Genomic DNA, 15,060 nt, shown 5'->3' with positions numbered 1-15,060 from the left:
TTTATCAATATGTTTTGTGTGGGTATTTTACCGGAGAAGGGCACGGGAAGAGAGGATTATCGGAGTAAGAGAGGCGTGGTCAGATGACCACGCCAATGGCTTACTTTTTACGGCCCGTAATACGACACCACTCTTCTTTTTCGACCACCGGGTCGAGGGCGAAAAGATCGGCGTAGGCTTCGCATACGCTGTCAGCCTGGCTTGCCAGGATCCCGGAAAGCCCCAGCAGACCGCCGTCAACGGGCAGCACGCTGATTAACGGGGCCAGTTCGCGTAATGGGCCGGCCAGAATGTTCGCCACCACCACATCGGCTTTCATGGCTTCTGGCTGCGCATCCGGCAGATACAGTTCAAGGCGGTCAGAAACGCCGTTGCGCTCAGCGTTATCACGGCTGGCCTGAATAGCCTGTGGATCGATATCGATCCCAATGGCTTTGGCCGCGCCCAGTTTCAGCGCCGCGATAGCGAGGATCCCGGATCCGCATCCGAAGTCGATCACCGTCTTGCCGTCCAGATCCAGACTGTCCAGCCACTGCAGGCACAGAGAAGTCGTCGGGTGAGTACCGGTCCCAAATGCCAGGCCCGGATCCAGCATCACGTTTACCGCGTTTTCATCCGGAACGTCACGCCAGCTCGGGCAGATCCACAGACGTTTACCGAACTGCATTGGGTGGAAGTTATCCATCCACTCGCGTTCCCAGTCTTTGTCTTCCAGCTGTTCGATTTTGTGTGCAAAACCCGCACCCAGCAGCGGATGATTTTCCAGGATCGCGACAACCTCTTTCATGTCAGTTTCTGCATCAAACAGGCCAATAACGTCGGTATCACCCCACAGGCGGGTTTCGCCCGGCAGTGGCTCAAACACCGGCGTGTCATGCGTGTCCTGGAAGGTGATGGAGACCGAACCGGCTTCCATCAGCGCATCGCTTAGCTCTTCGGCGTTAGCGCCGGTTGTATTCAGTTTTAGTTGGATCCACGGCATGGCAAAACTCTTTATTTATCAGTAGAAATCGTAGCGGGCTGTGGGACAGGCTGACCGAAACGGTTCCCGACCACAAACGCCAGTAAACTTAACAGTAACGAAGGCACAATAGGATGGAAGCCCAGGTACTGAATTTTAAATGTAGCTAGCACGGCATACAGCACACCGCCGACAATCATGCCGCTCAGGGCGCCGGCAGCGTTGGCGCGCTCCCAGTAGAGGCCCAATACCAGCGGCCACAGGAAGACGGCTTCAAGCCCGCCAAACGCCAGCAGGTTCAGCCAGATGATCATCTCCGGCGGACGCCATGCGGCTAACAGCAGCAGCGCGCCTAAAACGAGCGTAATCACCGCCGACATACGCTTCAGGCGTCGTTCATTTTGAACCTGCTCAGGACGCAGGTTCAGATAGAGATCTTTAATGATCGTAGCGGAACTCTGCAGTAGCTGGGCGTTAATGGTCGACATTATGGCGGCCATTGGCGCGGCGAGGAATATCCCCGCGGCAAAAGGCGGAAGCACTTTGACCATCAGGGTCGGGATCACCAAATCGGGAACCGTAAGGTCGGGGATCACCGCACGTCCTAACGCACCCGCCAGATGCATGCCGAACATCAGGATTGCAACAACGACCGTCCCGATAATAATACCCCGGTGAACGGCTTTGCTGTCTTTATACGAGATACAACGCACGGCGGTATGCGGCAGGCCAATAACACCAAAGCACACCAGCACCCAGAACGACGTCATAAATGTTGGCGAAAGGATATCATCCGCACCCTGCGGGGAAATCAGTTTCGGGTCAATCGCTTCCAGAGTTTCAACGGCATGGCTCAGACCACCTGCGGCGTGAACAATTCCCACCAGCAGAACGATTGTGCCAACGAGCATCACCATCCCCTGCAGCGTATCGTTCAGCACGCTGGCGCGAAATCCGCCAAACGCGGTATACAGCGCAATGCTCACCCCAAAGATGATAAGGCCCGTCTCATAGGGGATCCCTGCAGCGGTTTCCAGCAGACGTGCCCCGCCGATGAACTGCACCGTCATTGCACCAATAAACGCGACCAGCAGGCTCAAGCTTGCCAGCCACACCAGCAGACGGCTCTGGTAGCGCGCAAACAGCATATCGTTGAGCGTCACGGCGTTATAACGGCGTGCCAGAATGGCAAACTTTTTACCCAGTATACCCAGCGAGAGCCAGACGGCAGGCAGCTGAATCATTGCCAGCAGCACCCAACCTAACCCGTATTTATAGGCTGCACCGGGGCCACCGATAAACGAGCTGGCGCTGATATAGGTGGCGGTAAGCGTCATGGCCAGCACGACACCGCCCATCGAGCGACTGCCGAGGAAATACTCATTCAGGAAAGTGCCGGTTGTCCTCTTACGCATTGCATAAACGGACAAACCAAACACGACCACCAGGTACGCGACCAGCGGCAGAATGACTTCAAGCTGCATCATCATCCTCCAGCGGGATATCCCGGTAGATAAATTTCACCATTGCCCAGCACAGCAGGATAAAGACCAGCGGCACCAGCAGGCAGGCCATTTCGAACCAGTGAGGCAGGCCGGTAATGCCAATAGCCGAGTCAGGTAAGTAAGCGGTCACCAACCATGCGGCAAGATAGAGAAGGGTCAGCCACAGCGCCCATCGCGCTTCTTTATGGGCCTGAACAAAACGCTTGTCCATTTTTTGTCCCTTGTGGATGAATAAAGCGGGGATTGTACATGATGGGGCTTTCCGATCCCCAGAAATAAAAAAAGGCCGGATTATCCGGCCTTTTTGGCGTGACTGCGCGATTACTTCTCTTGCAGACCGAGTTTTTTCTCCAGATAGTGGATGTTAGTCCCACCATTCTGGAAGTGCTCGTCGCTCATGATACGCATCTGCAGTTCAACGTTGGTTTTGATACCATCGATGATCAGCTCCTGCAGGGCGTTCTTCATGCGGGCAATTGCCACGTCACGGTTTTCGCCGTAGCAGATAAGCTTACCGATCATGGAGTCATAGTACGGCGGTACGGTGTAACCCGCGTAGATATGAGACTCCCAACGCACACCAAAGCCACCCGGCGCGTGGAAACGCGTGATTTTACCCGGGCTTGGCAGGAAGGTATTCGGGTCTTCGGCGTTGATACGGCATTCCACCGCATGGCCTTTGACCACAACTTCTTCCTGTTTGATGGACAGAGGCTGACCCGCAGCGATACGCAGCTGTTCTTTAATCAGGTCAACGCCGGTAATCATTTCGGTAACCGGGTGTTCTACCTGAATACGGGTGTTCATCTCAATGAAGTAGAACTCGCCGTTTTCGAACAGGAACTCGAAAGTACCCGCACCGCGATAGCCGATATCGACACAGGCTTTCGCACAACGCTCGCCGATGTAGCGACGCAGTTCCGGCGTAATGCCCGGTGCTGGCGCTTCTTCAACCACTTTCTGGTGACGACGCTGCATGGAGCAGTCACGTTCTGCCAGATAGATAGCGTTACCCTGACCGTCAGCCAGCACCTGAATTTCGATGTGGCGTGGGTTTTCAAGGTATTTTTCCATGTACACCATGTCATTGCTGAAAGCTGCTTTCGCTTCCGCTTTGGTCATGGAGATGGACTGAGCCAGTTCAGCATCGCTACGCACAACGCGCATACCGCGACCGCCGCCGCCGCCGGACGCCTTGATGATAACCGGATAGCCAATGCGTTTCGCATGAGCACGGTTAGCATCCATGTCGTCGGTCAGAGGACCGTCAGAGCCCGGTACGGTTGGAACACCGGCTTTTTTCATCGCGGTGATTGCGGACACTTTGTCGCCCATCAGGCGGATAGTGTCAGCTTTCGGGCCGATGAAGATAAAGCCAGAGCGCTCAACCTGCTCAGCAAAGTTGGCGTTCTCAGAGAGGAAGCCATAACCCGGATGAATTGCCACCGCGCCGGTGATTTCAGCGGCGCTGATGATAGCCGGGATGTTCAGATAGCTTTTTACGGACGGAGCCGGGCCAATACAGACCGTCTCATCCGCCAGCAATACGTGTTTTAAATCGCGATCCGCGCTTGAGTGCACAGCGACGGTCTTGATGCCCAGTTCTTTACAGGCACGAAGAATACGCAGTGCAATCTCGCCGCGGTTGGCGATAACAATTTTATCCAGCATGTTCGCCTCGTTACTCGATGACGACCAGCGGCTCGTCAAATTCAACCGGCTGACCACTTTCGACCAGAATCGCTTTCACAGTGCCTGATTTGTCTGCTTCGATCTGGTTCATCATTTTCATCGCTTCAACGATGCACAGGGTATCGCCTGCGTTGACTTTCTGACCCACTTCGATGAACGCTTTCGCATCCGGGCTCGGGGTGCGGTAGAAAGTACCAACCATTGGGGAACGTACGATGTGACCACTGATTTCTGCTGCAGCGGCAGGTGCGGCTTCAGCTGCTGGTGCAACGGCTGCGGAAAGCGCAGGCTGCTGCACTGGCGCAGCATAAGCCTGCTGCATTACCGGGAAGCTAGCGGCTGGGGCTGCACGGCTGATGCGTACAGACTCTTCGCCTTCAGAAATTTCCAGTTCGGAGATGCCTGATTCTTCAACCAGCTCGATCAGTTTTTTAATCTTACGAATATCCATGAGTGGGTTCCGTACTCTTGTTTAGTGTGATTGTGACAAGCGTTTTACCGCTGTCTGTAAAGCGTATGAATAGCCGTCAGCGCCCAGTCCGCAAATAACGCCAGCGGCGATATCTGATAGATAGGAATGGTGGCGGAACGGCTCTCGGGCGTGCACATTGCTCAGGTGGATCTCGATAAACGGGATACTCACTGCGAGCAGTGCGTCGCGAATAGCAACACTGGTGTGCGTAAACGCGGCCGGATTGATCAGGATATAGTCCACAGTGTCTTTAGCCTGATGAATACGGTCGATGATTGCGTACTCCGCGTTCGACTGAAAATGATCCAAATCCACATTCAGCGACGTTGCTTCCGTGCTCAGACGGTTAACAATTTCACTCAATGTTAGCGAGCCGTACTTCTCTGGCTCGCGGGTGCCGAGCATGTTCAGGTTCGGTCCGTTTAAAACTAAGATATGGAACTTATCAGCCATTGTGCCGCTATCTCCTGCGATTCTCCGGTAAAAAACAAAATATACCTTCGAAGCACGATTGTCACCTTTTCAGAGGCCTAAAACCGCTGTCGGGTAAACCAAAGTCGCACATTATAACGATTTCGTAGCATTTGGCAGCTAAATACTGGTCTTATCAGGGAAGATTATCAACCGCTATCCGAAAAAGATTCGCGGTTGACAGGGATTCTGCGGGAAAACGCACAGTTTCGCGAATTATCGCAACCACTGACGGAACTTCTTGTAACGCCATGCTAAAAGCGCCACAGCCAGCAGCGCGTAGAGTATGGGCTGCGGGGAGAGGATCTTCACCGACCACAGATAATGGATGGGTGCGAGGATCGCGACAAGATAGACGAAGTTGTGCAGCAGTTGCCAGCGCCTGCCCAATGTACGTTGTGCATATTGCGTTGATGTCAGTGCTAATGCCAGTAACACCAGCCAGCTCACGATACCTAACGTCAGGTACGGACGGGTGACCAGTTCGCGGCCCAGCAGTGCCAGGTTGTTAATGCCCAGTTCCAGCAAGGCGTAGCTGGTCAAATGGAGCGTCGCCCAGGCAAAACACCATAGCCCCAAAAGCCGGCGGGTGCGTATCAATAATGGCTGTTTAGCGTAGCGCGCTAACGGTGACACCAGCAAGGTCGCCAGTAAAAATTTCAGAGCCATCCGACCGGTAAAGTGCTGGATATCCTTTGCCGGATCAGCGCTAAAAAGCCCCTGGCTGGCGGCCCAGAATAACCAGATAAAAGGAAGCAACCCGGCTAAGTGCAACAGCACTTTCAGCCAGGATATCTGTTTTGCCGTTAAACGCACTCAGAAGTTCTCCCGTAAATTAAGGCCACGGTAAAGCGACGCCACTTCATCAGCGTAGCCGTTAAACAGCAGTGTTGGCTGACGCTTCACATCCAGCGCGCCGCCGGAACCGATAAATCGCTCGGTGGCCTGCGACCAGCGGGGATGATCGACGTGCGGGTTCACATTGGCAAAAAAGCCATATTCGTCGGGCGCCGCCAGGTTCCAGGTCGTGGGGGGACGTTCGCGGGTGAGCTTAATGCTGACGATAGATTTAATCCCTTTAAAACCGTACTTCCACGGCACCGTTAAGCGAACAGGCGCGCCGTTCTGCGGCGGGAGTGCTTTGCCGTAAACACCGACGGTCAGCAGCGTAAGAGGATGCATCGCTTCGTCGAGCCGTAACCCTTCGACATACGGATACGCAAGCCCACCGCCGATAAACCGATCTTTCTGGCCCGGCATCTCGTCCGGGGCGTAGCGCGTCTGGAAAGAGACATATTTTGCGTTGCTGGTGGGTTCAACCATCGCCAGCAGTTTATGCAGCGGGAAGCCTACCCAGGGCACGACCATCGACCAGGCTTCCACGCAGCGCATGCGGTAGATACGCTCTTCCAGTGGAAAACGGGTGGTGAGATCGTGATGGTCCAGCGTCAGCGGTTTTGCCACTTCACCGTCGATATTCAGCGTCCACGGATCGGTTTTCATACTCCCCGCGTTGGCCGCAGGATCGGCCTTATCGAGACCAAATTCGTAGAAATTGTTATAGCCGGTCACTTTGTCTTCCGGCGTCAGCGTCAGTGTGTTTTGCCACTGAGCGGGCTTCGTAAAGGTGAGCGGGGCGCCAGAAGGGGCTTTCGGGCGATCGTTACCTTTAAACCAGTCGAGCAGGTCGGCATGAGCCGCAGGGGAAAGCGTCAGTGCGGTGGCGCTGATGCCAAGCATTTTCAGGATCTGGCGGCGCTGTAACATAAAGACAGATTCAGACGTTACGTCGGCTTCCGTCAGTTTTCGGGTTTTCATGGCATCCTCCGTCATGCGTTTTTCTAAGCATGACGAAGGAGAGGGATTAGCGCGAATATGTCACGAAAATTTGAAGATTAGGCAATTTTCACCAGCGCGCGGCCGTGGAACTGGTTGTCCATGATCTTGCTGGCATATTCAGGCGCCTGGCTAAGCGTGATTTCGGTTGCGCTCTGAGTAAAGAACGTGTCCGGCAAATCGCGCTGCAGACGTTCCCAGGCCGCAATGCGGCGCGCCGCCGGGGTCATTACGGAATCAACACCCTGCAGGCGAACGTTACGCAGAATAAAGGGCATCACGGTGGTGGGCAGGGCAAAACCGCCCGCCAAACCACAGGCTGCCACGCAGCCGCCGTAGTTCATCTGCGCCAGCACTTTTGCCAGCACTTTGTCACCGACGGTATCTACCGCACCTGCCCAGAGCTGTTTTTCCAGTGGACGGGTTTCGGCAAACTCGTCGCGGCTCAGGATGCGATTAGCGCCGAGCTGACGCAGGTACGCGTGGGTGCTCTCGCGCCCGGAAACTGCCGCAACCTGGTAACCCAGTTTGTGCAGCAATGTCACCGCCGTGCTGCCCACACCACCGCTGGCACCGGTCACGACGATCTCACCCGATTCAGGGCGAATACCGGCATCTTCCAGCGCCATCACGCACAGCATGGCGGTAAAGCCTGCGGTACCGATGATCATCGCTTTACGACCATCCAGGCCTTGTGGCATCGGCACCAGCCAGTCGCCTTTCACGCGCGCCTGTGTCGCCAGCCCACCCCAGTGATTTTCACCCACGCCCCAGCCCGTGAGCAGCACCTGCTGGCCGGCATGGAAGCGTGGATCTTCGCTCGCATGAACCCGGCCCGCAAAATCGATACCTGGCACCATAGGGAAATTTCGGATGATTTTACCCTTCCCGGTAATAGCCAGCGCATCTTTATAATTTAAACTGGACCAGTCGATGTCGACGGTCACTTCGCCTGCCGGCAGTCGGCTCTCTTCAACGGCCTGCACCGAGGCAAGCGTTTTGCCGTCCTGTTGTTCTAAGATCAAAGCCTGCATACAGGGTCCTCACGACTCAGATGATTGGAAAATAGCTCCTGAAGACTATACTCCCTCAGGGAAAAGCAATGCCGATTTAACGCAATAAATTGCCAGATACGCCAGGTTTGATAGTATGCCGCATTTGAAATGCAAGTTAGCGCTTACTCGCTACCCCCTCAACCCACGGAGTTATCTCAAGGATGCGATTAACGACGAAGTTCTCGGCTTTTATCACCTTACTGACGGGGCTAACCATTTTTGTCACGCTCCTTGGCTGTTCTCTGAGCTTTTATAACGCCATTCAGGACAAGCTGGTTAATCGGGTGCAGTCTGTCGCGTCGGTGATTGATAATCGTCTCCTCACCACCCCGCTGCCGGCGCTGTCCCGCGAGCTGGATGAGTTGATGGTACCTGTCGATATTGTCCAAATCGACATTCTGCAGGGAAAGCATAATGTTTTAAGCCATGCCCGGCAGGACAGCTATCGGCCTGCGGGCGTGGTAAGCCAGTACCGGGAAGTGACGGTGCACTCCCTTAAAAACCCGGGCATGACCATAAACATGGTCTACCTCGATCCAATGGCCAGCTACTTCCGCTCGATGATGACCACCGCGCCGCTCACCGTCGCCGTCGCGTTTATTGTCCTGCTGATTTTTCTCGCGGTTCGCTGGCTGCGCCGTCAGCTCTCTGGTCAGGAACTGCTGGAGATGCGTTCCGTGCGAATACTGAACGGTGAACGTGGCCCGCAGGTGCGTGGCTCGATCCATGAATGGCCTGCGCGTGCCAGCAGTGCGCTGGATACGCTGCTCTCAGAAATTCAGTTCGCCAGCGACCAGCGCAGCCGTATGGACACGCTGATCCGCTCTTACGCTGCGCAGGATAATAAAACCGGGCTGAACAACCGTCTTTTCTTTGATAATCAACTGGCCACGTTGCTGGACGATCCGGAAAAAGTCGGGACGCACGGTGTTGTCATGATGATTCGCCTGCCCGATTTCGATCTGCTGCGCGACACCTGGGGACAGCGCGTGGCGGAAGAGAATCTCTTTACGCTGATCAACCTGCTCTCCACCTTTATTATGCGTTATCCGGGTGCGCTGCTGGCCCGTTATCACCGCAGCGACTTTGCCGTGCTGCTGCCTCACCGTACGCTGAAAGAGTCAGAAAGCATCGCCAGCCAGCTGCTGAAAGCGGTGGATGCGCTGCCGCAGAGCAAAATGCTCGACAGGGACGATATGGTTCATATGGGCATCTGTGCCTGGCGCGGCGGCCAGTCGACGGAACAGGTGATGGAACATGCTGAAGCGGCAACCCGCAACGCCGTGTTGCAGGGCGCTAACGGCTGGGCTGTGTATGACGATTCGTTACCGGAAAAAGGGCGCGGCAATGTGCGCTGGCGAACGTTGATAGAGCAAATGCTCAGCCGCGGCGGGCCGCGCATTTATCAAAAACCGGCGGTGATGAAAAACGGGAACGTTCATCACCGTGAGCTGATGTGCCGTATTTTTGACGGTACGGAAGAGGTCATCTCCGCGGAATATTTACCGATGGTGCTGCAGTTTGGGCTTTCTGAAGAGTATGACCGCCAGCAGATCACCCGACTCATGCCGTTTTTATCCTTCTGGCCCGAAGAAAACCTGGCGCTACAGGTTACCGTGGAGTCGTTAATTCGCCCGCGTTTTCAGCGCTGGTTGCGTGATACATTAATGCAATGCGAAAAATCGCAACGCAAACACATTATTTTTGAACTTGCTGAGGCGGATGTGGGTCAACACATCAGCCGGTTACGTCCGGTAGTACGGTTGATTAATGCGCTAGGTGCCCGTGTCGCGGTCACGCAGGCGGGTTTAACGCTGGTCAGTACTAACTGGATTAAGGAACTGGATGTGGAGTTATTAAAGCTGCATCCGGGGCTGGTAAGGAACATTGAAAAGCGCACGGAAAACCAGCTGCTGGTACAGAGTCTGGTGGAAGCGTGCAAGGGAACGCGAACACAAGTCTTTGCCACGGGCGTGCGCTCCAGAAGCGAATGGCAGATGTTGACAGAGCGCGGTGTGACGGGCGGTCAGGGGGATTTTTTTGCCTCCTCTCAGCCGCTTGACACCAATGTGAAAAAATATTTGCAAAGATACTCTGTTTGACCTGCCGTTTAATCCGTTTTCACGTAGAATATCGCGCCTGTAGCTTTGAGTATGACGAGCAAAAAGCCAGTGAACGACCTTTAGCGGGTTACAAATGTCAGTGAGGGACGCTACTGTGTACTCAGCCCTGAGGGAATCAGGGAAAGATTTGTAACATCAGGATACGTACTGCACAAATTTTCACCGCTGCAGATGATTTTTGCGCCTTGTCGCTGCTGCGTGTGGTTGGTAAAGTAAGCGGATTTTGTTTTCCGCCCCAGCTTTCAGGATTATCCCTTAGTATGTTGAAAAAATTTCGTGGCATGTTTTCCAATGACCTGTCCATTGACCTGGGTACCGCGAATACCCTTATTTACGTTAAAGGACAAGGCATCGTATTGAATGAGCCTTCCGTTGTGGCCATTCGTCAGGATCGTGCCGGCTCGCCGAAAAGCGTAGCCGCTGTGGGTCATGACGCGAAGCAGATGCTGGGACGTACCCCTGGCAACATCGCCGCAATCCGCCCAATGAAAGACGGCGTTATCGCTGACTTCTTCGTGACTGAAAAAATGCTTCAGCACTTCATCAAGCAGGTTCACAGCAACAGCTTCATGCGCCCAAGCCCGCGTGTTCTGGTGTGTGTGCCGGTTGGCGCCACCCAGGTTGAACGTCGCGCAATCCGTGAATCAGCCCAGGGTGCAGGCGCGCGTGAAGTGTTCCTGATTGAAGAGCCAATGGCGGCGGCAATCGGTGCGGGTCTGCCTGTTTCTGAAGCGACCGGTTCTATGGTGGTGGATATCGGTGGTGGTACCACTGAAGTGGCCGTTATCTCCCTGAATGGCGTGGTGTACTCCTCTTCCGTACGTATCGGTGGCGATCGTTTCGACGAAGCCATCATTAATTATGTGCGTCGTAACTACGGTTCCCTGATCGGCGAAGCGACCGCTGAGCGTATCAAGCATGAAATCGGTTCCGCTTACCCGGGCGATGAAGTGCGTGAAATCGAAGTTCGCGGCCGTAACCTGGCTGAAGGTGTTCCACGCGGCTTTACCCTGAACTCCAACGAAATTCTGGAAGCGCTGCAGGAACCTCTGACCGGTATCGTGAGCGCAGTGATGGTTGCCCTGGAACAGTGCCCACCAGAACTGGCGTCTGACATCTCCGAGCGCGGTATGGTTCTGACCGGTGGTGGTGCGCTGCTGCGTAACCTCGACCGCCTGTTAATGGAAGAGACAGGTATTCCTGTCGTAGTTGCAGAAGATCCACTGACTTGCGTCGCCCGTGGTGGTGGCAAGGCGCTGGAAATGATCGACATGCACGGCGGCGACTTGTTCAGCGAAGAGTAGTCATTGTGAAAGGGTAGCGTATCGCTACCCTTTCTCTCTGACACGAGAATACGCATAGCCTATGAAGCCAATTTTTAGCCGTGGCCCATCGCTACAGTTTCGCCTCATTCTGGCGGTCCTGGTTGCGCTTGGGGTCATTATTGCCGATAGCCGCCTCGGTACGTTCAGTCAGATCAGAACGTACATGGATACCGCCGTCAGTCCTTTCTACTTTATTTCAAATGGTCCCCGTGAGTTGCTCGACTCCGTTTCTCAAACGTTGTCTTCACGTGACCAACTCGAACTCGAAAACCGGGCATTACGTCAGGAACTGCTGTTGAAAAACAGCGAGCTGCTGATGCTGGGACAATATAAGCAGGAAAACGCGCGTCTGCGTGAGCTGCTTGGCTCGCCGCTGCGTCAGGATGAGCAGAAGATGGTGACGCAGGTGATCTCCACCGTCAACGATCCCTACAGCGATCAGGTTGTGATCGACAAAGGAAGCGTGAACGGTGTGTATGAAGGTCAGCCTGTTATCAGTGATAAAGGCGTTGTAGGCCAGGTTGTTGCTGTGGCCAAACTGACCAGCCGCGTTCTGCTGATCTGCGATGCCACGCATGCGTTGCCGATTCAGGTACTGCGTAATGACATTCGCGTCATCGCGGCCGGTAACGGGTGTACCGACGATCTCCAGCTGGAACATCTGCCGGCTAACACGGACATTCGTGTGGGCGACGTTCTGGTGACGTCGGGTCTGGGTGGACGTTTCCCTGAAGGGTATCCGGTTGCGGTTGTCTCTTCGGTGAAGCTTGATACGCAGCGTGCCTATACCGTGATTCAGGCGCGTCCAACCGCGGGTTTACAGCGTCTTCGCTACCTGCTGCTGCTGTGGGGCGCCGACCGCAATGGTGCTAACCCCATGACGCCTGAAGATGTTCATCGCGTCGCGAATGAACGCCTGATGCAAATGATGCCGCAGGTTCTGCCGGCACCGGATGCCATGGGACCCCCTGCGCCAGTACCGGCCCCTGCTACGGGGCTAACGCAGCCGCTGCCGGATGCACCGCCACCGCCTAAACTCTCCTCGGGAGGGCAGTAGTGGCAAGTTATCGTAGCCAGGGACGCTGGGTTATCTGGCTCTCATTTCTCATTGCGCTGTTACTGCAAATCATGCCCTGGCCGGACGACATTCTCGTTTTCCGGCCAAACTGGGTATTGCTCATTTTGCTCTACTGGATCCTTGCCCTGCCGCACCGCGTAAATGTCGGCACAGGTTTTGTGATGGGTGCCATACTGGATCTCATTAGTGGCTCTACGCTTGGCGTGCGCGCCTTGTCCATGAGTATTGTTGCGTACCTCGTCGCACTTAAATTCCAGCTCTTTCGTAACCTCGCGCTCTGGCAACAGGCGTTGGTGGTGATGTTGTTGTCGCTTGCTGCGGATATCGTTGTTTTCTGGGCAGAGTTTTTAGTGATCAACGTCTCTTTCCGACCGGAAGTGTTCTGGAGTAGTGTAGTAAACGGTGTGCTCTGGCCGTGGCTGTTCCTGCTGATGCGTAAGGTTCGCCAGCAGTTTGCTGTGCAATAAAAGGTTTCTATGACGTCTCTATATCTTGCTTCTGGTTCTCCGCGTCGTCAGGAGTTGCTCACTCAGCTGGGCGTCTCCTTTGAACGCATCGTTACGGGCATCGAAGAGAAACGCGCCGAAGGCGAAAGTGCCCAGCAGTACGTTTCTCGACTGGCGCGTGAGAAAGCGCAGGCAGGCGTGGCGCAAACGCCGCGTGACTTGCCGGTGCTGGGGGCAGATACCATCGTTATTCTTAACGGTGAAGTGCTCGAGAAACCGCACGACGCTGAACATGCGGCGCGCATGCTGCGCAAAATGTCTGGACAAACACATCAGGTAATGACCGCCGTCGCGCTGGCGGACAGCCAGCACGTGCTGGATTGCCTGGTGGTGACGGACGTGACATTCAGAGTGCTTACCGACGACGAGATCGCCGCTTATATCACCAGCGGTGAACCGATGGATAAGGCAGGTGCATACGGTATTCAGGGGCTGGGTGGCTGTTTTGTCAGGAAGATTAATGGCAGCTATCACGCCGTAGTCGGCTTACCGCTGGTGGAAACGTATGAGTTGCTGAGCAATTTTAACTCACTGCGTGAGGGAAGGGATAATTATGACGGCTGAATTGTTGGTAAACGTAACGCCATCGGAAACCCGTGTGGCCTATATTGATGGTGGCATTCTTCAGGAAATTCATATTGAGCGTGAAGCGCGGCGCGGAATAGTAGGCAATATCTACAAAGGTCGTGTCAGTCGTGTACTACCGGGTATGCAGGCGGCTTTTGTAGATATTGGACTGGATAAGGCGGCATTTTTACATGCCTCCGACATTATGCCGCATACCGAGTGCGTCGCGGGCGAAGAGCAAAAGCAGTTTGCCGTGCGCGATATCTCCGAACTGGTGCGTCAGGGCCAGGATCTGATGGTGCAGGTCGTCAAAGATCCGCTGGGCACGAAAGGCGCCCGTCTGACGACCGACATTACATTGCCTTCCCGCTATCTGGTCTTTATGCCTGGCGCGTCGCACGTGGGCGTTTCGCAGCGCATTGAGAGCGAAAGCGAGCGCGAGCGTCTTAAAAAAGTGGTCAGCGCTTACTGCGATGAACAGGGCGGGTTTATCATCCGTACCGCCGCAGAAGGGATCAGTGAAGACGATCTGGCGTCTGATGCGGCTTATCTCAAGCGCGTCTGGACCAAAGTCATGGAGCGTAAAAAACGCAACCAGACCCGCTACCAGCTTTACGGCGAACTGGCGCTGGCTCAGCGCGTCCTGCGTGATTTTGCCGATGCACAGCTCGACAGAATTCGCGTGGATTCCCGCCTGACCTATGAAGCGTTGCTGGAATTTACCGCCGAATACATTCCCGAAATGCCTGGTCTGCTGGAGCATTACACGGGGCGTCAGCCTATCTTCGATCTCTATGACGTCGAAAATGAGATCCAGCGAGCGCTGGAACGCAAGGTTGAACTGAAGTCCGGCGGCTATCTGATCATCGATCAGACCGAAGCGATGACGACGGTGGATATCAACACCGGCGCGTTTGTCGGTCATCGCAACCTGGATGACACCATCTTTAATACCAACATCGAAGCCACGCAGGCCATCGCCCGCCAGCTTCGCCTGCGCAATCTGGGTGGCATTATCATCATCGACTTTATCGATATGAGTAATGAAGACCATCGCCGTCGTGTGCTGCACTCGCTGGAGCAGGCGCTGAGTAAAGATCGCGTGAAAACCAGCATCAACGGCTTCTCACAGCTGGGGCTGGTGGAAATGACGCGTAAGCGTACCCGCGAAAGCGTGGAGCATGTGCTGTGCAATGAATGCCCAACCTGCCACGGACGTGGCACAGTAAAGACGGTTGAGACCGTCTGCTACGAGATCATGCGTGAAATCGTTCGCGTTCATCATGCCTACGACTCCGATCGTTTTCTGGTCTATGCTTCCCCTGCGGTGGCTGAAGCGCTGAAAGGCGAAGAGTCGCACGCGCTGGCGGAAGTGGAAATCTTTGTCGGCAAACAGGTAAAAGTTCAAATCGAACCGCTCTATAACCAGGAGCAGTTTGACGTCGTGATGATGTAAGACGCGGTACGCC

The 15,060-nt window shown here is 54.8% G+C and carries 15 protein-coding genes; 6 read left to right on the top strand and 9 right to left on the bottom strand.

Translation table 11 applies throughout. The features are described from left to right. Positions 1-100: 100 nt before the first annotated feature. The 9 genes from prmA to L462_RS07080 all read right to left on the bottom strand — a co-directional run bounded on the left by prmA (position 101) and on the right by L462_RS07080 (position 7,971). Positions 101-982: a 50S ribosomal protein L11 methyltransferase gene (prmA, locus tag L462_RS07040; protein ID WP_014171869.1), complete on the bottom strand. Its 882-nt coding sequence runs from the start codon at positions 980-982 to the stop codon at positions 101-103. 11 nt (positions 983-993) lie between these two features. Further along, complete coding sequence (panF, locus tag L462_RS07045; protein ID WP_020883501.1) at positions 994-2,445, bottom strand: sodium/pantothenate symporter; 1,452 nt, start codon at positions 2,443-2,445, stop codon at positions 994-996. Beyond that, the gene (locus L462_RS07050) at positions 2,435-2,677 is read right to left on the bottom strand and encodes a YhdT family protein (RefSeq protein WP_006178860.1); all 243 of its coding nucleotides are present in this window, start codon (positions 2,675-2,677) and stop codon (positions 2,435-2,437) included. Before L462_RS07050 ends, panF begins: the two co-directional genes overlap by 11 nt. Positions 2,678-2,787: 110 nt before the next feature. After that, a complete protein-coding gene (accC, locus tag L462_RS07055) occupies positions 2,788-4,137 on the bottom strand; it encodes an acetyl-CoA carboxylase biotin carboxylase subunit (protein WP_020883502.1) in 1,350 nt (449 codons plus the stop codon). 10 nt (positions 4,138-4,147) lie between these two features. Then, on the bottom strand, positions 4,148-4,609 hold the full coding sequence (gene accB / locus L462_RS07060; protein WP_014171866.1) for an acetyl-CoA carboxylase biotin carboxyl carrier protein: 462 nt from the start codon (positions 4,607-4,609) through the stop codon (positions 4,148-4,150). A 21-nt stretch (positions 4,610-4,630) separates the two neighbouring features. Next, positions 4,631-5,083 carry a type II 3-dehydroquinate dehydratase gene (gene aroQ / locus L462_RS07065; protein WP_014171865.1) on the bottom strand — a complete coding sequence of 151 codons (453 nt, stop codon included), beginning with the start codon at positions 5,081-5,083 and terminating at the stop codon, positions 4,631-4,633. A gap of 234 nt (positions 5,084-5,317) precedes the next feature. Further along, a complete protein-coding gene (gene msrQ / locus L462_RS07070) occupies positions 5,318-5,917 on the bottom strand; it encodes a protein-methionine-sulfoxide reductase heme-binding subunit MsrQ (RefSeq protein ID WP_032679072.1) in 600 nt (199 codons plus the stop codon). Further along, the gene (gene msrP / locus L462_RS07075) at positions 5,918-6,919 is read right to left on the bottom strand and encodes a protein-methionine-sulfoxide reductase catalytic subunit MsrP (protein ID WP_032679071.1); all 1,002 of its coding nucleotides are present in this window, start codon (positions 6,917-6,919) and stop codon (positions 5,918-5,920) included. Positions 6,920-6,996: 77 nt separating this feature from the next. Then, on the bottom strand, positions 6,997-7,971 hold the full coding sequence (locus L462_RS07080) for an acrylyl-CoA reductase (NADPH) (RefSeq protein ID WP_020883505.1): 975 nt from the start codon (positions 7,969-7,971) through the stop codon (positions 6,997-6,999). A gap of 182 nt (positions 7,972-8,153) precedes the next feature. Here L462_RS07080 and csrD point away from each other — a divergent pair, with 182 nt between their 5' ends. From csrD to rng, 6 genes are all read left to right on the top strand, one after another. Then, a complete protein-coding gene (gene csrD / locus L462_RS07085; RefSeq protein WP_014171861.1) occupies positions 8,154-10,094 on the top strand; it encodes an RNase E specificity factor CsrD in 1,941 nt (646 codons plus the stop codon). 281 nt (positions 10,095-10,375) lie between these two features. Beyond that, on the top strand, positions 10,376-11,419 hold the full coding sequence (mreB, locus tag L462_RS07090; RefSeq protein ID WP_000913396.1) for a rod shape-determining protein MreB: 1,044 nt from the start codon (positions 10,376-10,378) through the stop codon (positions 11,417-11,419). Between the two features lie 61 nt (positions 11,420-11,480). After that, entirely contained in the window at positions 11,481-12,497 is a 1,017-nt protein-coding gene (gene mreC, locus L462_RS07095) for a rod shape-determining protein MreC (RefSeq protein ID WP_014171860.1), read from the top strand. After that, the gene (mreD, locus tag L462_RS07100; RefSeq protein ID WP_032679070.1) at positions 12,497-12,985 is read left to right on the top strand and encodes a rod shape-determining protein MreD; all 489 of its coding nucleotides are present in this window, start codon (positions 12,497-12,499) and stop codon (positions 12,983-12,985) included. The genes mreC and mreD overlap by 1 nt, the downstream gene beginning before the upstream one ends. 9 nt (positions 12,986-12,994) lie before the next feature. Continuing rightward, positions 12,995-13,588, top strand: a complete 594-nt coding sequence (locus L462_RS07105; RefSeq protein ID WP_014171859.1) for a Maf family protein — start codon at positions 12,995-12,997, stop codon at positions 13,586-13,588. Further along, positions 13,578-15,047, top strand: a complete 1,470-nt coding sequence (rng, locus tag L462_RS07110; RefSeq protein ID WP_014885432.1) for a ribonuclease G — start codon at positions 13,578-13,580, stop codon at positions 15,045-15,047. Before L462_RS07105 ends, rng begins: the two co-directional genes overlap by 11 nt. The last annotated feature ends 13 nt before the right edge of the window (positions 15,048-15,060 follow it).

This window comes from Enterobacter sp. BIDMC 26 (assembly GCF_000534435.1).
Taxonomy (GTDB): domain Bacteria; phylum Pseudomonadota; class Gammaproteobacteria; order Enterobacterales; family Enterobacteriaceae; genus Enterobacter; species Enterobacter ludwigii.
The sequence above is the reverse complement of the archived record's forward strand: the minus strand, read 5'-3'. Positions and strand labels throughout refer to the sequence as shown.